The organism is Streptomyces sp. NPDC088350 (assembly GCF_044753545.1).
In the GTDB taxonomy this organism is placed as follows: Bacteria; Actinomycetota; Actinomycetes; order Streptomycetales; family Streptomycetaceae; genus Streptomyces.
This window is the reverse complement of the sequence record NZ_JBIVNL010000011.1, coordinates 105,128-125,234: the sequence shown is the minus strand read 5'-3', so window position 1 is coordinate 125,234 and position 20,107 is coordinate 105,128. Positions and strand designations below refer to the sequence as shown.

Annotated in this window: 18 protein-coding genes; 16 read left to right on the top strand and 2 right to left on the bottom strand. The window is 70.0% G+C overall.

From position 1 onward, the window contains the following. Positions 1–20: 20 nt before the first annotated feature. A complete protein-coding gene (locus ACIQBL_RS34745; protein WP_401949087.1) occupies positions 21–686 on the bottom strand; it encodes a bifunctional DNA primase/polymerase in 666 nt (221 codons plus the stop codon). Positions 687–1,132: 446 nt separating this feature from the next. On the opposite strand from ACIQBL_RS34745, the gene ACIQBL_RS34740 reads away from it, so the two are divergent. The 6 genes from ACIQBL_RS34740 to ftsH all read left to right on the top strand — a co-directional run bounded on the left by ACIQBL_RS34740 (position 1,133) and on the right by ftsH (position 11,062). Beyond that, positions 1,133–2,617, top strand: coding sequence for a hypothetical protein (locus tag ACIQBL_RS34740; RefSeq protein ID WP_401949085.1), 1,485 nt, complete (start codon positions 1,133–1,135; stop codon positions 2,615–2,617). A 655-nt stretch (positions 2,618–3,272) separates the two neighbouring features. Continuing rightward, complete coding sequence (locus tag ACIQBL_RS34735; RefSeq protein WP_401949082.1) at positions 3,273–4,604, top strand: ammonium transporter; 1,332 nt, start codon at positions 3,273–3,275, stop codon at positions 4,602–4,604. Further along, positions 4,601–4,939: a P-II family nitrogen regulator gene (locus ACIQBL_RS34730; RefSeq protein ID WP_043680493.1), complete on the top strand. Its 339-nt coding sequence runs from the start codon at positions 4,601–4,603 to the stop codon at positions 4,937–4,939. The genes ACIQBL_RS34735 and ACIQBL_RS34730 overlap by 4 nt, the downstream gene beginning before the upstream one ends. Positions 4,940–4,964: 25 nt before the next feature. Next, positions 4,965–7,415: a [protein-PII] uridylyltransferase gene (locus ACIQBL_RS34725; protein ID WP_401949080.1), complete on the top strand. Its 2,451-nt coding sequence runs from the start codon at positions 4,965–4,967 to the stop codon at positions 7,413–7,415. Between the two features lie 105 nt (positions 7,416–7,520). Further along, on the top strand, positions 7,521–9,074 hold the full coding sequence (gene ffh, locus ACIQBL_RS34720; protein WP_401949077.1) for a signal recognition particle protein: 1,554 nt from the start codon (positions 7,521–7,523) through the stop codon (positions 9,072–9,074). Between the two features lie 50 nt (positions 9,075–9,124). Further along, positions 9,125–11,062: an ATP-dependent zinc metalloprotease FtsH gene (gene ftsH, locus ACIQBL_RS34715; RefSeq protein ID WP_401949074.1), complete on the top strand. Its 1,938-nt coding sequence runs from the start codon at positions 9,125–9,127 to the stop codon at positions 11,060–11,062. A gap of 6 nt (positions 11,063–11,068) precedes the next feature. Here the strand turns inward: ftsH and ACIQBL_RS34710 are convergent, their stop codons facing one another. After that, complete coding sequence (locus ACIQBL_RS34710) at positions 11,069–11,926, bottom strand: SAM-dependent methyltransferase (RefSeq protein WP_401949071.1); 858 nt, start codon at positions 11,924–11,926, stop codon at positions 11,069–11,071. Positions 11,927–12,124: 198 nt separating this feature from the next. Here ACIQBL_RS34710 and proS point away from each other — a divergent pair, with 198 nt between their 5' ends. The 10 genes from proS (at position 12,125) to lepB (ACIQBL_RS34660) (ending at position 20,057) form a co-directional block, all read left to right on the top strand. Then, positions 12,125–13,540, top strand: a complete 1,416-nt coding sequence (proS, locus tag ACIQBL_RS34705) for a proline--tRNA ligase (RefSeq protein WP_401949069.1) — start codon at positions 12,125–12,127, stop codon at positions 13,538–13,540. Positions 13,541–13,801: 261 nt separating this feature from the next. Next, positions 13,802–14,398, top strand: coding sequence for a hypothetical protein (locus ACIQBL_RS34700; RefSeq protein ID WP_401949066.1), 597 nt, complete (start codon positions 13,802–13,804; stop codon positions 14,396–14,398). A 287-nt stretch (positions 14,399–14,685) separates the two neighbouring features. Further along, entirely contained in the window at positions 14,686–15,105 is a 420-nt protein-coding gene (rpsP, locus tag ACIQBL_RS34695; RefSeq protein WP_401949063.1) for a 30S ribosomal protein S16, read from the top strand. 2 nt (positions 15,106–15,107) lie between these two features. Next, positions 15,108–15,347, top strand: a complete 240-nt coding sequence (locus ACIQBL_RS34690) for an RNA-binding protein (RefSeq protein WP_005479813.1) — start codon at positions 15,108–15,110, stop codon at positions 15,345–15,347. A gap of 117 nt (positions 15,348–15,464) precedes the next feature. Beyond that, positions 15,465–16,007, top strand: coding sequence for a ribosome maturation factor RimM (gene rimM, locus ACIQBL_RS34685; RefSeq protein WP_401949061.1), 543 nt, complete (start codon positions 15,465–15,467; stop codon positions 16,005–16,007). Continuing rightward, positions 16,007–16,840, top strand: coding sequence for a tRNA (guanosine(37)-N1)-methyltransferase TrmD (trmD, locus tag ACIQBL_RS34680; RefSeq protein ID WP_401949058.1), 834 nt, complete (start codon positions 16,007–16,009; stop codon positions 16,838–16,840). The genes rimM and trmD overlap by 1 nt, the downstream gene beginning before the upstream one ends. A gap of 133 nt (positions 16,841–16,973) precedes the next feature. Next, positions 16,974–17,324 carry a 50S ribosomal protein L19 gene (gene rplS / locus ACIQBL_RS34675; RefSeq protein ID WP_007384968.1) on the top strand — a complete coding sequence of 117 codons (351 nt, stop codon included), beginning with the start codon at positions 16,974–16,976 and terminating at the stop codon, positions 17,322–17,324. A gap of 46 nt (positions 17,325–17,370) precedes the next feature. Further along, entirely contained in the window at positions 17,371–18,090 is a 720-nt protein-coding gene (gene lepB, locus ACIQBL_RS34670) for a signal peptidase I (RefSeq protein ID WP_401949055.1), read from the top strand. Further along, positions 18,083–19,195, top strand: a complete 1,113-nt coding sequence (lepB, locus tag ACIQBL_RS34665; protein ID WP_401949053.1) for a signal peptidase I — start codon at positions 18,083–18,085, stop codon at positions 19,193–19,195. Before lepB (ACIQBL_RS34670) ends, lepB (ACIQBL_RS34665) begins: the two co-directional genes overlap by 8 nt. Then, on the top strand, positions 19,083–20,057 hold the full coding sequence (gene lepB, locus ACIQBL_RS34660; RefSeq protein ID WP_401949051.1) for a signal peptidase I: 975 nt from the start codon (positions 19,083–19,085) through the stop codon (positions 20,055–20,057). The genes lepB (ACIQBL_RS34665) and lepB (ACIQBL_RS34660) overlap by 113 nt, the downstream gene beginning before the upstream one ends. Positions 20,058–20,107: the final 50 nt, after the last annotated feature.

Here is a 20,107-nt window from a genome sequence, read left to right as displayed (position 1 = left end):
GCACTTCGTCATCTCTACGGCTACGCGCGCGACCTGTGTGCCACGTACGCCAGCGTGCCCAGCAGCAGCCGTGCCGCCGGTGGCCGTGTCGCCGAGTCGAGCGCGGGGGAGCGGAGCCAGGTGACCGGGCCCAGGCCCCCTCGGTCGGAGGGCGGGGCGGTGATGTGGGTGCCGGGGCCGAGGCCGCGGAGGTCCAGGGAGGTGGGGTCGTCCCAGCCCATGCGGTAGAGCAGGGAGGGGAGTTCGGCGGCTGCGCCGGGGGCGACGAAGAAGTGGGCGCGGTGGTCGGGGGTCGCCGCGACCGGGCCGAGCGGGAGGCCCATCCGCTCCAGGCGGGCCAGCGCGCGGCGCCCGGCGGGCTCGGCCACCTCGATCACGTCGAACGCGCGCCCCACCGGCAGCATCACCGACGCACCCGGCAACTCGGCCCAGGTCTCGGTCACTTCGTCGAGGGTCGCACCGGCCCGCACCTCCGGCGCGAAGGTCAGCGGATGCGCGCCCGGCGCGGGGCACGTGGTGTCGCCGCAGGAACAGGCGCCGCCCGCGGCCCGTGCGCCCGCGACCACGTCCCAGCCCCACAGCCCGGTGAACTCGGCCACAGCCGTGCACTCCGAGGTGCGGCCGCGGCGGCGCGTGCCGGACCGGATGTCGCGGATACCCCGGCTGCTGCCGATCGTGAAGCCCATGCCCCCTCCAACGGGTCCGACGCACCGGTGGTTACGAGACGGATGCAGGCCGTTACTCTGCGTCCACACCTGCCCTGTGCCACCCGGTCCAGGCGGCGCTCGGAGGCGCCCCGGGTGGTGTGCTCGATGGCGCGCGCCCCTGCGTGCACCACTGCGCCCACTCCCGGCCGTCCTATGTCAAGTGAATCGTGCGCGGGCAACCGGGAGTTCATTCGAAGGGGTGGCGAATGGTGGCGTTTCCGGGATCGCCGTGGCTGGAGCAGTGATCGTAGGATTACTTTGAGTGCACAAGCCCCCGGGGCACATGCGCTCGTGGGTATGCCGGAGGCAACTCGGCATCTCGTTCGAAGGGTGACAAGTAGCGGACGGGAGGCCGTATTTACCGGCATTCTGATAGGGCTTGGCGCACAGCGGCGACAAGTGGTTCCAGGGATGGGGGCGTTCCAGTGGGCGGCAACGGCGGAAGCGGGACAACCGCGGCCAGTACGGACAAGCGCCCCAATGAGCTGCTCGGCTCGTGGTTCGTGCGCAGCGGCTGGTCCAAGGGTGAGCTGGCGCGTCAAGTGAACCGCAGGGCGCGGCAGTTGGGGGCCAACCACATCTCGACGGACACCTCGCGCGTGCGCCGCTGGCTGGACGGCGAGAATCCGCGCGAGCCGATCCCGAGGATCCTCTCGGAGCTGTTCTCCGAGCGCTTCGGCTGTGTCGTCTCCGTCGAGGACCTGGGCCTGCGCGCGGCCCGCCAGGCACCGTCCGTGTCCGGTGTCGACCTGCCCTGGACGGCCCCGCAGACGGTGGCCCTGCTCAGCGAGTTCTCGCGCAGCGACCTCATGCTGGCGCGGCGCGGCTTCCTCGGGACCTCGCTGGCCCTGTCCGCGGGGCCGTCCCTCATCGAGCCGATGCAGCGCTGGCTCGTCCCCGGCCCCTCGGTCCTCCAGCAGGAGCCCGAGCCGGCCGCGTCCTCCCGGCACATGGGGCGGCTCTCCCGGCCCGAGCTGGAGCTGCTGGAGTCCACCACGGCGATGTTCCGCAAGTGGGACGCCCAGTGCGGCGGCGGCCTGCGCCGCAAGGCGGTCGTAGGACAGCTGCACGAGGTGACCGACCTCCTTCAGGAGCCCCAACCCGAGGCCACCAACCGCAAGTTGTTCAAGGTCGCCGCCGAACTCGCCGAGCTGGCGGGCTGGATGTCGTACGACGTGGGGCTCCAGCCCACCGCCCAGAAGTACTTCGTCCTCGCCCTGCACGCCGCCAAGGAGGCGGGCGACAAGCCGCTCGGGTCGTACGTCCTGTCCAGCATGAGCCGCCAGATGATCCACCTCGGCCGGCCCGACGACGCGCTGGAGCTGATCCATCTCGCGCAGTACGGCAGCCGGGACTGCGCGGGTCCGCGCACCCAGTCGATGCTGTATGCGATGGAGGCCCGCGCCTACGCCAACATGGGGCAGCCCGGCAAGTGCAAGCGGGCGGTCCGGATGGCCGAGGACACCTTCGCGGACGTGCACGACTGGGACGACCCGGACCCGGACTGGATCCGTTTCTTCTCCGAGGCCGAGCTGTACGGCGAGAACTCGCACTCCTATCGCGACCTGGCCTACGTCGCCGGCCGCAGCCCCGCCTACGCCTCGCTCGCCGAGCCCGTCATGCAGCGGGCGGTGGACCTCTTCGCCAAGGACGACGTGCACCAGCGGTCGTACGCGCTCAACCTCATCGGAATGGCCACCGTGCACCTGCTGCAGCGGGAGCCCGAGCAGAGCGCGGTGCTGGCGACGGAGGCCATGACGATCGCCAAGAAGGTGCGCTCCGAGCGCGTCAACACTCGTATCCGAAAGACCGTCGACACGGCGGTCCGTGACTTCGGCGATCTCGCCGTGGTAGTCGACCTCACCGACCGGCTCGCGATCGAGCTGCCGGAGACCGCCGAGGCGGTCTGACCCCCCGAGCCCCGGCCGCGGCCGGCCTTCCCGAACCGCCCGACTCGGCTCCCCCATGCCAGGTCATCGGAAGGCCGACCGCGGCCGGTTCCACGCGGTGCCGATGAACACGGGAGCCAAGTCCGTGCTGTCCGCATTCGCGACAGGACTCGCCGCCCTGCTGCTCGCGCTCGGCAGCCGTAGGTCACGCACCAGAACTTCACCCCCCGGCCCTTGGTGACTCGTATTCGAAAGGCCGTCCCCGCGGTGGTCCGTGGTGCCGGTCCTCCGGCCGGAATGGTCGACCGCGTCGCGAGGCTCGTGGCCGAGCCGCGGGAGAGCCCCGAAGCGGTCCGAACCCCATGCCCCGGGGGCGACCGCCCCTCCCGGACCGGTGGACCCGGCTCCCCGCGCCAGGCCCTCGGAAGGCCGGGCGCGGCCGGTTTCGTACCGTCGGGGAAGGTTGCGCCACGATAACGATCGCGCGGTCGGAGATCCGGCAGTTCATCGACGCGTAACACGCGCGGCGCCTTCGTCACTCCGGCGAAACAACGTGGGGCGTCGACGGAAACCGCGCTGCGCCAATCTCATGGCGCATAACCGGACCCCCCCGCCTTGACCGGACCGCATCCAGGCTTCGCCCGCACGGGGCCGTACAACCGACGAGGAGACGCCGATGGCATCAGCCGCCATCACGCTTGCCGCTGAGGCACCCAAACTGTCCTCCGCGAACACAGGCTTCATGCTGATCTGTTCTGCCCTGGTGCTGCTCATGACACCGGGACTCGCCTTCTTCTACGGAGGCATGGTCCGCGTCAAGAGCACCCTGAACATGCTGATGATGAGCTTCATCAGCATCGGGATCGTCACCATCCTGTGGGTTCTGTACGGCTTCTCGCTCGCCTTCGGTTCGAGTAACGGCTTCATCGGCTACGACTCCGACTGGCTCGGCATGAGCAAGGTCGGCCTGACGGACCTCTGGCCCGGCTACACCATCCCGATCTTCGTCTTCATGGTCTTCCAGATGATGTTCGCGGTCATCACGCCGGCCCTGATAAGCGGTGCCATCGCCGACCGCGTGAAGTTCTCGGCCTGGTCGCTCTTCGTCGCCCTGTGGCTGACCGTCGTCTACGTCCCGGTCGCCCACTGGGTGTGGGGCGCCGACGGCTGGGCCTTCAAGCTCGGCGTGATCGACTTCGCCGGTGGTACCGCCGTCCACATCAACGCCGGTGCCGGCGCCCTCGGCGTCATCCTGGTCATCGGCAAGCGCGTCGGCTTCAAGCGTGACCCCATGCGTCCGCACAGCCTTCCGCTGGTCATGCTCGGCGCCGGTCTCCTGTGGTTCGGCTGGTTCGGCTTCAACGCCGGTTCGTGGCTCGGCAACGACGACGGCGTCGGCGCGCTGATGTTCGTCAACACGCAGGTCGCCACCGCCGCCGCCATGCTCGCCTGGCTCGCCTACGAGAAGATCCGCCACGGCGCGTTCACCACGCTGGGCGCGGCCTCGGGTGCCGTCGCCGGTCTGGTCGCGATCACCCCGTCCGGTGGTGCGGTCTCCCCGCTGGGCGCGATCGCCGTCGGCGCCATCGCCGGTGTCGGCTGTGCCGCGGCCGTCGGCCTGAAGTACAAGTTCAACATCGACGACTCCCTCGACGTCGTCGGCGTCCACATGGTCGGCGGTATCCTCGGCTCCCTGCTGATCGGCTTCTTCGCCACCGGCAAGGGCCAGTCCGCCGCGACCGGCGTCTTCTACGGCGACCACTCCTTCACCCAGCTGTGGAAGCAGTTCGCCGGTGTCGGCGCGGTCCTCGGCTACTCCCTGGTCGCCTCCGCGGTCCTCGCCTTCCTCATCGACAAGACCATCGGTATGCGGGTCACCGAGGACGAAGAGGTCGCGGGCATCGACCAGGCCGAGCACGCCGAGACGGCATACGACTTCAGCGGCGCCGGCGGTGGCATCGGCAGCTCCGCCCTGGCCGCTCCGGAGACGAAGAAGGTGGACGCATGAAGCTCATCACCGCCGTCGTGAAGCCCCACCGGCTCGACGAGATCAAGGAAGCCCTCCAGGCCTTCGGGGTCCACGGTCTGACGGTCACCGAGGCGAGCGGCTACGGTCGTCAGCGGGGACACACCGAGGTCTACCGGGGCGCCGAGTACACGGTCGACCTGGTCCCCAAGATCCGCATCGAGGTGCTGGCCGAGGACGACGACTCCGAGCAGCTGATCGACGTCATCGTCAAGGCCGCCCGCACCGGCAAGATCGGTGACGGCAAGGTCTGGTCCCTCCCGGTCGAGACCGCCGTCCGGGTCAGGACCGGCGAGCGCGGACCGGACGCGCTCTAAAAGGAAACAGAACAGGAGTCGCTGGGTGACGAGTACGGACGTGCGCAAGGATGCAGAGGACTCCGGACCCAGCGGCTACGCGGCGGCCCGGCTGCGCCTCCTCACTGAGGGGGCGCGGTCCGGGCCGCCGCGCCGTGCCGCCCTCGCCGAACTGACCGACGAGTGGCTGTCCGGCCTCTTCACCGCCGGCTCCGAGGCACTCAAGGGCGTCTCCCTGGTCGCCGTCGGCGGCTACGGCAGGGGCGAACTCTCCCCGCGCAGCGACCTCGACCTGCTCCTCCTGCACGACGGCGGCGACTCCGGCGCCGTCGCCGCGCTCGCGGACCGCATCTGGTACCCGGTCTGGGACCTGGGCCTCGCCCTCGACCACTCCGTGCGCACCCCGTCCGAGGCCCGCAAGACGGCCGGCGAGGACCTCAAGGTCCAGCTCGGCCTCCTCGACGCCCGCCACCTCGCGGGCGACCTCGGCCTGACCGCCGGATTGCGTACGGCCGTCCTCGCCGACTGGCGCAACCAGGCGCCCAAGCGCCTCCCCGAACTCCAAGAGCTGTGTGCCGAACGCGCCGAGCGCCAGGGCGAGTTGCAGTACCTCCTGGAACCCGACCTCAAGGAGGCCCGCGGCGGCCTGCGCGACGCCACCGCGCTGCGCGCCGTAGCGGCCTCCTGGCTCGCCGACGCCCCGCGCGAGGGCCTCGCCGACGCCCGCCGCCGGCTCCTCGACGTGCGCGACGCCCTGCACCTCACCACCGGCCGCGCGACCGACCGGCTCGCGCTCCAGGAGCAGGACCAGGTCGCCGCCGAACTCGGCCTGCTCGACGCGGACACCCTGCTGCGGCAGGTCTACGAGGCGGCACGCGTCGTGTCGTACGCCAGTGATGTCACCTGGCGTGAAGTGGGGCGCGTGCTGCGGTCGCGGGCCGTGCGGCCCCGGCTGCGCGCCATGCTCGGCGGGGGCGCCAAACCCGCCGCCGAGCGTTCCCCGCTGGCCGAGGGCGTCGTGGAGCAGGACGGCGAGGTCGTGCTCGCCCGCGCCGCACGCCCCGAGCGCGACCCCGTGCTGCCGCTGCGCGCCGCCGCCGCTGCCGCCCAGGCAGGACTTCCGCTCTCCCTGCACGCCGTACGACGCATGGCGACCGCCGTGCGCCCGCTGCCCACGCCCTGGCCCGCCGAGGCGCGCGAACAGCTCGTGACACTGCTCGGTTCCGGGCAGCCCACGGTGAACGTGTGGGAGGCGTTGGAGGCGGAGGGGCTCATCACGCGGCTCCTGCCCGACTGGGAGCGGGTGCGCTGCCGTCCGCAGCGCAACGCCGTGCACATCTGGACCGTCGACCGGCACCTCATCGAAACCGCCGTCCGCGCCTCGGAGTTCGCCCGCCGCGTCAGCCGCCCCGACCTGCTGCTGGTCGCCGCGCTGCTGCACGACATCGGCAAGGGCTGGCCCGGCGACCACTCCGTGGCCGGCGAGATCATCGCCAAGGACGTGGCCGCCCGCATCGGCTTCGACCGCGCGGAAGTCGCCGTGCTCGCCACCCTCGTACGCCATCATCTGCTGCTCATCGAGACCGCCACCCGGCGCGACCTGGAGGACCCGGCGACGGTCCGTTCGGTCGCCGAGGCGGTCGGTACGACGGGCACCCTGGAGCTGCTGCACGCGCTGACCGAGGCGGACGCGCTGGCCACCGGACCGGCCGCCTGGTCCTCCTGGCGGGCCTCGCTCGTCAACGACCTGGTGAAGCGGGTCGCCGCCGTCCTCTCCGGGGACGCCCCCGAGGAGCCCGAGGCCGGCGCGGCCACCGCCGAACAGGAACGCCTCGCGATCGAAGCGGTGGCAACGGGTGGCCCGGTCCTCGCGCTCCGCGCCCAGACCGAACCCCCGTCCGAGGACGAGCCCGCCGGCGACCCCGAACCGCTCGGTGTGGAGCTGCTGATCGCCGTACCGGACCAGCCGGGCGTGCTGCCCGCGGTGGCCGGCGTCCTGGCGATGCACCGCCTCACCGTCCGCACGGCGGAGTTGCGCGCGCTCGACCTGCCGGACGGCGTCGAGGGCTCGGTGCTGCTGCTGAACTGGCGGGTCGCCGCCGAGTACGGCTCCCTGCCCCAGGCCGCCCGGCTGCGCGCCGATCTCGTACGGGCCCTGGACGGGTCCTTGGACATCGCGGGCCGCCTCGCCGAGCGCGACGCCGCGTATCCGCGCCGCCGGGGTGTCGTGGCCCCGCCGGCCCGGGTGACGGTCGCCCCCGCCGCCTCCCGGCACGCGACGGTCATCGAGGTGCGCGCGCACGACGCCCCCGGTCTGCTGCACCGGATCGGGCGGGCGCTGGACGAGGCGAAGGTCCGGGTGCGCAGCATGCACGTCAGCACGCTGGGCTCGAACGCGGTGGACGCCTTCTACGTCACCGGCGCCGAGGGCCTGCCGCTGCCGGCCGAGGAGGCCACGGCGATCGCGCGGAAACTGGAGGACACGTTGCGGGCGTGATCCCGCCCGGGGTTTCCGGCCGTGCGGGCGGGGACGATTCGCTTGCGCGGCCGGATACCCTGGAAGACGCTCACACTGCCCCCGACTCCGAGGACCGACGCCGCCGTGTTCGATACTCTCTCCGACCGCCTCTCAGCGACCTTCAAGAATCTGCGTGGCAAGGGGCGTCTGAGCGAGGCGGACATCGACGCCACCGCGCGCGAGATCCGGATCGCCCTCCTCGAAGCGGACGTGGCGCTGCCGGTCGTCCGGACGTTCATCAAGAACGTCAAGGACCGTGCCCTCGGCGCCGAGGTCAACAAGGCGCTGAACCCGGCCCAGCAGGTCCTGAAGATCGTCAACGAGGAACTCGTCACGATCCTCGGCGGCGAGACCCGGCGGCTGCGGTTCGCCAAGAACCCGCCGACCGTGATCATGCTCGCGGGTCTGCAGGGTGCCGGTAAGACGACCCTCGCGGGCAAGCTCGGCAAGTGGCTCAAGGACCAGGGGCACTCGCCGCTGCTCGTCGCCGCCGACCTCCAGCGCCCGAACGCGGTGAACCAGCTGAGCGTCGTCGCCGAGCGCGCCGGTGTCGCGGTCTACGCGCCCGAGCCGGGCAACGGGGTCGGGGATCCGGTCAAGGTCGCCAAGGACTCCATGGAGTTCGCGAAGTCCAAGGTCCACGACATCGTGATCGTGGACACCGCCGGCCGCCTGGGCATCGACCAGGAGCTGATGCGGCAGGCCGCGGACATCCGCGACGCGGTCTCGCCGGACGAGATCCTGTTCGTCGTCGACGCGATGATCGGCCAGGACGCGGTCAACACCGCCGAGTCCTTCCGCGACGGCGTCGGCTTCGACGGCGTGGTGCTCTCCAAGCTCGACGGCGACGCCCGCGGTGGTGCGGCCCTGTCGATCGCCTCGGTCACCGGCAAGCCGATCATGTTCGCGTCGAACGGTGAGAAGCTCGACGACTTCGACGCCTTCCACCCGGACCGGATGGCCTCCCGCATCCTCGACATGGGTGACCTGCTCACCCTGATCGAGCAGGCGGAGAAGACGTTCAGCCAAGAAGAGGCCGAGAAGATGGCCTCCAAGCTGGCGTCCAAGAAGGGCCAGGACTTCACCCTCGACGACTTCCTGTCCCAGATGGAACAGGTCAGGAAGATGGGCTCCATCTCCAAGCTGCTCGGCATGCTGCCCGGCATGGGGCAGATCAAGGACCAGATCAACAACCTCGACGAGCGCGATGTCGACCGTACGGCGGCCATCATCAAGTCGATGACCCCGGCCGAGCGTGCCGAGCCGACCATCATCAACGGCTCGCGCCGCGCCCGTATCGCCAAGGGCTCCGGCGTCGAGGTCAGCGCCGTGAAGGGCCTGGTCGAGCGGTTCTTCGAGGCCCGCAAGATGATGTCCCGCATGGCGCAGGGCGGCGGGATGCCCGGCATGCCGGGGATGCCGGGCATGGGCGGCGGCCCCGGCCGCACCAAGAAGCAGCCCAAGCAGGCCAAGGGCAAGCAGCGTTCCGGCAACCCGATGAAGCGTAAGCAGCAGGAGCTGGAGGAGGCGCAGCGCCGCGAGGCCGGTGCGGCTCAGGGCGGCAACGCGTTCGGGCTGCCCCAGCAGGGCGCCCAGGACTTCGAGCTGCCGGACGAGTTCAAGAAGTTCATGGGTTGAGTTCACCGGGTGCACATGCCGAGGGTTGGTTCGTGTCGTAACGTCCCGATATGACCAACCCCGCGCCGCCGCGCAAGTCCCCCGATCAGCCTTGGCGTACCGAAGGCACCCCGGACGAGCCCCCGAAGCCGTCGCCGGGCGGGAAGAAGATGCGCGGCGGCTGGTGGAGCCTCGTCCTCACCGCCCTGGTCGTGTACCTGATCGCGAACCTGATCCTGTCCTTCTTCAACGAGGGCAACGAACCGACGATCTCGTACACGGAGTTCAGCAAACAGGTCGACGCGGGCAACGTCACCAAGATCTACGCCAAGGGCAACGCGATCCAGGGCCAGCTCAAGAAGAGCCAGGACAAGCCGGACGGCGACGGCAAGTACACCAAGTTCGACACCGAGCGGCCGACCTTCGCGGACGACAAGCTCTGGGAGGACCTGACCAAGCACAACGTCACCGTCACGGCGGAACCCGTCGTCCAGCACCGCAGTTTTCTGGCCAATCTGCTGATCTCGCTGGCCCCGATGCTGCTCCTGGTCGTCCTGTGGATCTTCATCGCGCGGCGGATGAGTTCGGGGCTCGGCGGCGCGGGCGGCATGCTCGGCCGCAAGGCCCCGCCGAAACCGGTCGAACTGGAGCCGGGCAAGCAGCGCACGACCTTCGAGGACGTCGCCGGCATCGACGAGGTCGAGGGCGAGCTGAACGACGTCGTCGACTTCCTCAAGAACCCCGACGAGTACCGCAGGATGGGCGCCAAGATGCCTCGCGGTGTGCTGCTCGCGGGTCCGCCCGGCACCGGAAAGACGCTGCTCGCGCGGGCCGTCGCGGGGGAGGCGGGGGTGCCGTTCTTCTCGGCCTCGGCCTCCGAGTTCATCGAGATGATCGTCGGTGTCGGTGCCTCACGCGTGCGTGAACTGTTCGCGGAGGCCCGCAAGGTGGCCCCCTCCATCATCTTCATCGACGAGATCGACACCATCGGCCGGGCCCGCGGCGGCGGCAGCGGCATGGGCGGTCACGACGAGCGCGAGCAGACCCTGAACCAGATCCTCACCGAGATGGACGGCTTCTCCGGCTCCGAGGGCGTCATCGTCATCGCGGCGACCAACCGCGCCGACGTCCTGGACCCGGCGCTGACCCGCCCCGGCCGCTTCGACCGGGTGGTCATGGTCTCGCCGCCCGACCGGGGTGGCCGCGAGGCGATCCTGGAGATCCACACCCGCCAGATCCCGCTCGCGCAGGACGTGAACCTCGCCCAGGTCGCCCGTACGACCCCGGGCATGACCGGCGCCGAACTCGCCAACCTCGCCAACGAGGCCGCCCTCCTCGCCGTCAAGCGCAAGCAGGACCAGGTCACCCAGGCCGACCTCTCGGAAGCCCTGGAGAAGGTCCAACTGGGCGCCGAACGCCCGCTGGTGATGCCCGAGGAGGAACGCCGGCGCACCGCCTACCACGAGAGCGGCCACGCCCTCCTCGGCATGCTCCAGCCCGGCGCCGACCCGGTCCGCAAGATCACCATCGTCCCGCGCGGGAGGGCCCTCGGCGTCACCCTCTCGACGCCGGACGCGGACAAGTACGCGTACACCGAGGAGTACCTGCGCGGCCGGATCATCGGCGCCCTCGGCGGCATGGCCGCGGAACAGGTCGTCTACGGCGTGATCACCACCGGCGCCGAGAGCGACCTCGAACAGGTCACCAACATCGCGCGCGGGATGGTCGCCCGCTGGGGCATGAGCGAGCGCGTCGGCCGCCTCTCCGCCCTCCCGAACGACGCCCAGCAGGCCTACGGCCTCTCGGCGGCACCGCAGACCCTGGACGTGATCGACCACGAGATGCGCCGCATCGTCGACGAGTGCTACGACGAGGCCATCCGCAAACTCCGCGACCACCGCGGCCAGTTGGACGCGCTCGCCGAAGCCCTCCTGGAGAACGAGACCCTGGAGGAGACGGACGCGTACCGCATCGCGGGCGTCACGCGCCTCTTCAAGGAAGAGCCGTAGTCATCCTCAGGTCGTACGCGCGATCACATATCGGAAGACGTTCGGCATCCACACGGTGCCGTCCTGCCGCCGATACGGATGCAGCGCTTCCGCCAACTCCTTCTCCACCTGCACCTGATCCGTGGCGAGGATCGCCGCGTCGAAGAGCCCCGTCGACAGCAGCCCTCGTACGGCGCTGTCCACGTCGGCGTACCCGAAGGGGCAGGCCACCCGTCCCGAGCCGTCCGGCCTGAGTCCCGCGTGGTGGGCGACCTCCTCCAGGTCGTCGCGCAGGACCGGGCGCGGGCTCCCCGTGCCGCGCAGCGGGTCCGCCAGCCTGGTGGCCACCCGCAGCACGGACGAGGTCGCGCAGCGCTCCGGCGGCCCCCAGCCGGCCAGTACCACGGGTGTCCCGCGCGCGGCGAGCGGCGTCGCGGACGCGAGCAGCCGGCCGAGCCCCTCCGAGTCGCCGGCGAGGCACCCGATGGGCTCGAAAGCGGTCACCAGGGTGTACGCGGGCGTCTCCGCGTCGGCCGCGTCCCTGGGGGAGCCGTAGACGAGTCGGGTGTGCGCACGCGCGCGTGGCGACCAGGCGTCCGGCAGGAGCCGTTCCCGGGCGAGGGCCAGTCGTTCGGGGGAGGAGCCTTCGACACCGGTGACCGCCGCGCCTCTGGAGGCCGCCATCAGCAGGGCGAGCCCGGAGCCGCAGCCGAGGCCGAGCAGCCGGGTGCCGGGCCCCACTTCGAGTCGCTCGTAGACGGCTTCGTAGAGCGGCACCAGCATCCGCTCCTGGATCTCGGACCAGTCACGCGCGCGTGCACCCAGGTCCACGCGGGGCGCGGGCCCCGCATGAGGCAGGTAGTGCCGCACGAGCGTAGGTGTCATCGAAAGCGCCCCAATCCGCCGAGAGTTGTGGCCGTGCCCGTTTCCGAGGCCCCCGTGATGTGCGCCCGCACTTCCCCCGTATGCCAGCAAACTCCGCACTCGCTACCGCGTCCAGGGGTTGTGGGGCCCTGCTTGTGGCTTCTCTGTGGGAGTGGCGAGAATTCACATGACGGCAACGTGGGGCCGTACGATCTCGCCATGGCCAAGGCACCCGTACTCACCCCGCGGGCGGACGACTTCCCCCGCTGGTACCAGGATCTGATCAGCAAGGCCGAGCTGGCCGACAACGGCCCAGTGCGCGGCTCCATGGTGATCCGACCGTACGGGTACGGCATCTGGGAGCGGATGCAGGCCGAGATGGACGCCCGCATCAAGGACACGGGCACCGAGAACGCGTACTTCCCGCTGCTGATCCCGCAGTCCTACCTCGCCCGCGAGGCCGACCATGTCGAGGGCTTCGCGCCCGAGTTGGCCGTGGTCACGCACGGCGGCGGCAAGGAGCTGGAGGAGCCCGCGGTCGTCCGGCCCACCTCCGAGATGATCGTCAACGAGTACTTCTCGAAGTGGGTGCAGAGCTACCGGGACCTGCCCCTGCTGATCAACCAGTGGGCGAACGTGGTCCGCTGGGAGCTGCGGCCCCGGCTCTTCCTCCGTACGAGTGAGTTCCTCTGGCAGGAGGGCCACACCGCGCACGCGACCTACGAGGAGGCGCGCGACTTCGCCGCGCACATCCATCGCGAGGTCTACGAGGACTTCATGGTCAACGTCCTCGCGATGGACGTCGTACCGGGTCGCAAGACCGTCAAGGAACGGTTCGCGGGCGCGATCAACACCCTCACCCTCGAAGGGATGATGGGCGACGGCAAGGCGTTGCAGATGGCGACCAGCCACGAGCTGGGCCAGAACTTCGCCAAGGCCTTCCACACCCAGTACCTGTCCAAGGAGGGCAAGCAGGAACTGGTCTGGCAGACCTCCTGGGGCTCCACCACGCGCATGATCGGCGCGCTGGTGATGATGCACGGCGACGACGACGGACTCCGGGTGCCGCCGCGGCTCGCCCACATCCAGGCCGTCGTCCTCGCGATCAAGGGCGACGAGGCGGTTCTGGCCAAGGTCCGCGAGATCGGGGCCCGGCTGAAGGCGGCGGGCGTACGCGTCCGTGTCGACGTCCGCACGGACATCCCCTTCGGGCGCCGGGCCGTCGACTGGGAGCTGAAGGGCGTGCCCGTACGGATCGAGGTCGGCCCCCGTGACCTGGAGAACGGCACCGCGATGCTGGCCCGCCGCATCCCGGGCGGGAAGGAGCCGGTGGCGATCGACTCTCTTGTAGAGCTGCTTCCCGTCCTCCTTGAGGAGGACCAGGCGCTGCTGCTGAGGCAGTCCCGCGAGCGGCGCGAGTCCCGCACCTCCGAGGTGTCCACGATCGCGGAGGCCGTCGAGGCAGCCACCGCCGGCGGCTGGGCGCGCATCCCCTGGGCGACACTCGGCGAGGAGGGCGAGGCCGAGCTGGCCGAGCACGCGGTGACCGTACGGTGTCTGGTCGCCGAGGACGGGTCGGTACCGGACGCCGACCAGGCACCCGGTAACGTCGCGGTCGTCGCGCGCGCTTACTGAGGTAGCGCCCCCCCGGCGGCAGAGCGACCGAAACGCCCCTTGCACAACGGCGGACAACAGCTCCCCCGGCGCGCGGACACCGTCTACGCGCCGGGTCGTACGTGGGCCTACGCACCAGCTTGGTATGAGCTGTGAGGCTTCTCCGCAGATCAGCGCACCCGCCCTCCTCCGGACGCATCAGCGGCAACTGACGGGTACGTGCAAATTATTTGGGATGGCCCGGAATCGGAACACAGGGGCACTCCGGCTCGTTGTCATTACGTGAGCACGACACAGACACCACCTGTTCTCGCCGCAGAGCTGGCAGAGGCGTGGGCCGACATTCAGCGGTACCACCCCGAACTGCCCGATCTGGCCGCGCCCGAGTCCCTGATCGGAGAGTCGTCGTCCGCCTGCGGACACGAGCTCTCCTTCGAGCGACTGCTTCATGAGGCAGTCCATGGCATCGCCGCCGCGCGCGGCGTGCGCGACACGTCCCGTGCCGGCCGCTACCACAACCGCAGATTCCTCGCGATCGCCGAGGAGCTGGGCCTGGACCACCCCGACGAACCGCATCCCAGCAGCGGTTTCTCGCTGGTCCAGCTCAACCCCGAGGCCAAGCGGCGGTACCGGCCGACGATCGAGCGCCTCCAGCGCGCGCTCAAGGCCCACACCGTCGCCACCTCGGCGGACACGTCCCGCACCTTCCGCGGCCCGGCCGCCCGTCACGGTTCCTCCGGTGGCGGCGTCCGCGTCAAGGCGGTGTGCGACTGCGGTCGTAACGTACGGGTCGTCCCGTCCGTACTGGCCCAGGCGCCGATCGTGTGCGGGGGCTGCGGCAAGCCCTTCCGTATCCCGGAGGTCGTGGGCGCGGCCTGAGGGCGCGGCTGCTCGTGGCAGCCGCATCCCGCAGGTCCGGGTTGCGCACACCCGCGCCGGTCACCTCCCGGCGCCGGGTGTCGCTTCCGCGTGGGCGGGAGCATGTGGGGGCATGCTCCCCGGTCGGGCGGACCGCCAGGGTGTGGCACAATGGCTAGCTGTACTCGACAGCCGCACAGGAACCCTCTCGCCTCCGGCTGACGCGTCCATCGGGCACTCGGGTACCGCAACCCCACGCGGCAATCTCGCCGTGCCCAACCACGTCAAAACCAGGAGAACCCACTCCCGTGGCAGTCAAGATCAAGCTGAAGCGTCTGGGCAAGATCCGTTCGCCTCACTACCGCATCGTCGTCGCCGACTCCCGTACCCGCCGTGACGGCCGGGCCATCGAGGAGATCGGTCTGTACCACCCGGTGCAGAACCCCTCGCGCATCGAGGTCGACACGGACCGCGCGCAGTACTGGCTGGGTGTCGGCGCACAGCCGACCGAGCCCGTACTCGCCATCCTGAAGCTCACCGGCGACTGGCAGAAGTTCAAGGGCCTGCCGGCCCCGGCTCCGCTACTCGTGGCCGAGCCGAAGGCCGCGCGCCCGGTGTTCGACGCCCTTGGTGGCGACGACTCCGGCAAGGGTGAGGCCATCACCCAGAAGAAGAAGGCTGAGAAGAAGGACGAGGCTTCGGCCGAGTCCGAGTCGACCGAGGCCTGAGCATGCTCGAGGAGGCTCTCGAGCACCTCGTGAAGGGCATCGTCGACAACCCTGACGATGTGCAGGTCGCCTCGCGCGACCTGCGTCGCGGGCGCGTGCTGGAGGTCCGGGTGCACCCCGACGACCTCGGCAAGGTGATCGGCCGCAACGGCCGCACCGCTCGCGCTCTGCGCACCGTCGTGGGCGCCATCGGCGGCCGAGGCGTCCGCGTCGACCTTGTCGACGTGGACCACGTCCGCTGACGCCAATAGCAAGCCGGCTCGGGCCGGGGAGGGCCTGCGGGCCGTCCCCGGCCCGTCGTCGTACCGCCGGTCGTATGAGGTGTGACAGGTGAGTTGTATGACAGGAGATCAAGCACAGTGCAGCTGGTAGTCGCTCGCATCGGCCGTGCCCACGGCATCAAGGGCGAGGTCACCGTCGAGGTACGCACCGACGAGCCGGAACTCAGGCTCGCCCCCGGAGCCGTCCTGGCCACCGAACCCGCCTCCACCGGCCCCTTGACCATCGAGACCGGCCGTGTCCACAGCGGCCGGCTCCTCCTGCGCTTCGAGGGCGTGAGCGACCGCACCGGCGCCGAGGCCCTGCGCAACACCCTCCTGATCGCCGAGATCGACCCGGAGGAGCTGCCGGAGGAAGAGGACGAGTACTACGACCACCAGCTCATGGATCTGGACGTGGTCACCAAGGACGGCACCGAGGTCGGCCGGATCACCGAGATCTCGCACCTGCCCTCCCAGGACCTCTTCATCGTGGAGCGGCCCGACGGCAGCGAGGTGATGATCCCGTTCGTCGAGTCGATCGTCACCGAGATCGACCTGGAGGAGCAGCGCGCGGTCATCGACCCGCCGCCCGGGCTGATCGACGACCAGGCAGAGGTCGTGTCGAACCGAGAAGAGTCCTGATGCGGCTCGACGTCGTCACGATCTTCCCCGAGTACCTCGAACCGCTGAACGTCTCCCTCGTCGGCAAGGCACGCGCGCGTGGACAGCTGAATGTGCACGTGCATGATCTGCGTTCCTGGACGTACGACCGCCACAACACGGTCGACGACACCCCCTACGGCGGCGGGCCCGGCATGGTCATGAAGACCGAGCCCTGGGGCGACGCCCTGGACACCGTCCTGGCCGACGGCTACGAGACGGGCTCCGGCGCGCCCGCGCTCATCGTGCCCACGCCCAGCGGCCGGCCGTTCACCCAGGAACTCGCCGTGGAACTCTCCGAGCGCCCCTGGCTGGTCTTCACGCCCGCCCGCTACGAGGGCATCGACCGGCGGGTCGTCGACGAGTACGCGACCCGGATGCCCGTCTACGAGGTGTCCATCGGCGACTACGTGCTCGCCGGCGGCGAGGCGGCCGTCCTGGTCGTCACCGAGGCCGTGGCACGGCTGCTGCCGGGTGTCCTGGGCAACGCCGAGTCCCACCGCGACGACTCCTTCGCACCCGGGGCCATGGCCAACCTCCTGGAGGGGCCGATCTACACCAAGCCGCCCCAGTGGCGCGGCCGGGAGATCCCGGACGTGCTGACCAGCGGCCACCACGGCAGGATCGCCCGCTGGCGGCGCGACGAGGCGCTGAAGCGCACGTCCGCCCACCGGCCCGACCTGATCGAGCGCTGCGAGCCCAAGGCATTCGACAAGAAGGACCGCGAGATGCTCTCGATCCTGGGCTGGGCCCCGGACCCGGCGGGGGAGCCGTACGGCCGATTTTGGCGCAGGCTCGAAGGCGTGGAACAATAGGTCGCTGTTGTGCGTCGTCCGGCGTGCGCCCCTGCCACAGGGGGACACGACGCCCGCCCCGACATGGACAGCATCCTTCTGAAAACCCAGCTCCCGTTGGTGACCTGTGGCATCAACGAAGAAAGCAGACGAAATGTCCCACCTGCTCGACACCGTCGACAGCGCCTCGCTGCGCACCGACATCCCGGCCTTCCGCCCGGGTGACACCGTCAACGTCCACGTCCGCGTCATCGAGGGCAACCGCTCCCGTGTGCAGCAGTTCAAGGGCGTAGTCATCCGTCGCCAGGGCGCCGGTGTCCGCGAGACCTTCACGGTCCGCAAGGTCTCGTTCTCCGTCGGCGTCGAGCGCACCTTCCCGGTGCACACCCCGATCGTCGAGAAGATCGAGCTCGTGACCCGTGGTGACGTCCGTCGCGCGAAGCTGTACTACCTCCGTGAGCTGCGCGGCAAGGCCGCGAAGATCAAGGAGAAGCGCGACAACTGATCGCGCTCGGGAAGTTCACATCTCGGCCGGATAACATCTGGCCCCGATGGACACCGAAGCACAGCAGACGGAGCGCGACCGCTCCTCCCGCCCCTCCGACTCCGAGGACACCTCGGACGACACAGGAGGCCAGGAGGAACGGTCGCGTTTCGCGTTGGTGTCGCGGGTCGCCGAGTGGCTGCCCGGCGGCCGGATCACCCTGACCGCCCTGGTCTGTCTGGTGTTCGTGCTGCTGCTCAACACCTTCCTGCTCCAGCCATTCCAGATTCCTAGCGGATCCATGGAATCCGGATTGAGGATCGGCGACCGCGTTCTCGTAAATAAGTTGGCGTACCGTTTCGGTGCCCATCCGCGGCGCGGCGACATCGTCGTGTTCGACGGCACCGGCTATTTCGGGGACGCCGACTACATCAAGCGCGTTGTGGGTGTGGGGGGAGACCACGTGGTCTGCTGCGACGAGGAGGGGAGACTCCAGGTGAACGGGCGGTCGGTCGACGAGACGGCGTTCCTGTACCCCGGTGACACTCCGTCCACCGTTCCTTTCGACGTGGTCGTGCCCGCGGGCACGCTCTTCGTCCTCGGCGACCACCGCAGCGACTCGAGCGACTCCCGGGACCACCTGGGCGACCCGGGCGGAGGCATGATCCCTGTTGGTGACGTCATCGGACGGGCCGACTGGATCGTCTGGCCCGCCGGGCACTGGACCCACCTCGTCCGACCCGGCGCCTACGCGCGCGTACCCGCCGCGGACGGCGCCCATGGGTAACCGCGGCAAACCGCGCGGCGCGGCGCCGGGCGGCAACTTCGGGAACGAGAACCTGCTGCCCACCGGCTTCCGGCGCGCGGGCGCGCTCGCCCCTGCGGGGGGCGCCGGCCGCAGCAGGGCCGAGCGGCGCAAGCTCCAGCGCAAGGTCAAGCGGCGGCGCAGGCGTGGCGCGGTCCGGGAAATACCCCTCCTGGTCGGTGTCGCCGTCCTCATAGCCCTTGTCCTGAAGACCTTCCTCGTCCAGGCGTTCGTGATCCCGTCGGGCTCCATGGAGCAGACGATCCGCATCGGCGACCGTGTCCTGGTGGACAAGTTCACGCCGTGGTTCGGCTCCGAGCCCAAGCGCGGCGACGTCGTCGTCTTCCACGACCCGGGCGGCTGGCTGGGGGACGAGGAGACCACCAAGAAGAACGACCCCGTCGTGATCAAGCAGGTCAAGGAAGGCCTCCAGTTCATCGGCCTGCTGCCGTCCGACAACGAGAAGGACCTCATCAAGCGGGTCATCGGCGTCGGCGGCGACCACGTCAAGTGCTGTGACGCGCAAGGGCGGGTGACCGTCAACGGCGTTCCCCTGACCGAGGGCGACTACCTGTATCCCGGGAACGCACCGTCCGAAACTGCGTTCGACATCACCGTCCCCAAGGGCCGGTTGTGGGTGATGGGCGACCACCGCGGCAACTCGGCGGACTCCCGCGCCCACCAGAACACCAGCTACGGAGGCACGGTCCCGCTCAGTCTGGTGGTGGGGAGGGCCAAGATGATCGCCTGGCCCATGGGCCACTGGACCAGCCTCGATGAACCTAAAACCTTCGCATCGGTTTCCAACTCCGTGTCGGGGACGACCGCCGCCCCCGAACTGTCGCATAGGGTTGCCCCGGTCGATCCGAACGGATCGGTCCAACTCCCGAGCCCTGCGGAACTCCCGCTCGTTATGGGAGTGGTGGGTCTGCGCCGAGGATGGGGCAGGCGGCGGCACAGAGTAAGGAGTTGGCGTGGGGGATGTGGCGGTTGGCGCACGGTCCGGACACGACGGCGAGGAGCAGCACGGACAGCCCGTGGAAGCACCCGTCCCGGCCGCGGACAGCGCCGTGACCTCCGGGAGTGACGCCGGAGCGGACGAGGACGGTACGGCGCCGGGTGACGCTCTCCGGGTAGAGGAACAGGGGCCGGGCGAACCGACCTCGCAGGCGAGGAAGCCGCGCTCCTTCTGGAAGGAGCTGCCGATCCTCATCGTCATCGCGCTCGTCCTCGCGCTGCTGATCAAGACGTTCCTGGTGCAGGCGTTCTCGATCCCCTCCGACTCGATGCAGAACACCCTCCAGCAGGGTGACCGCGTCCTGGTGGACAAGCTCACCCCGTGGTTCGGCTCCGAGCCCGAGCGCGGCGAGGTCGTCGTCTTCCACGACCCGGACGACTGGCTGGCGGGCGAGCCCACGGCCAACCCCAACGCCCTGCAGACGGTGCTCAGCTGGATCGGTCTGATGCCGTCGGCCCAGGAGAAGGACCTCATCAAGCGGGTCATCGGCGTCGGCGGCGACACCGTCTCCTGCAGCGGCACCGGCCCGCTGATGGTCAACGGCAAGGCGCTGAACGAGCCGTACGTCTACCCGGGCAACACCCCGTGCACCAACGACGACCAGGGCGGCCAGTTCACCGTCAAGGTCCCCAAGGGTGACATCTGGGTGATGGGCGACCACCGGCAGAACTCGCGGGACTCGCGCTACAACCAGTCCGACAAGCACCACGGCATGGTCCCGGTGAAGGAGGTCGTCGGCCGCGCCATCGTCAAGGCCTGGCCCATCAACCGCTGGGGCACGCTGCCGATCCCGGACACCTTCGACCAGACGGGCATCAACACCCAGGCCTCGGCCTCCCGCCTGCTGACGGCCGCTCCGGAGGGCCTCGCCCTCGTCGGTGTGCTGCCGCTGGCCCTGTGGCGCCGCAAGCGGTCCGCCAAGGTCGGGTAAAGGCCGTGTAGAGCTTGTGACCTTGGACCCGGAGGAAGGGCTGACCACCC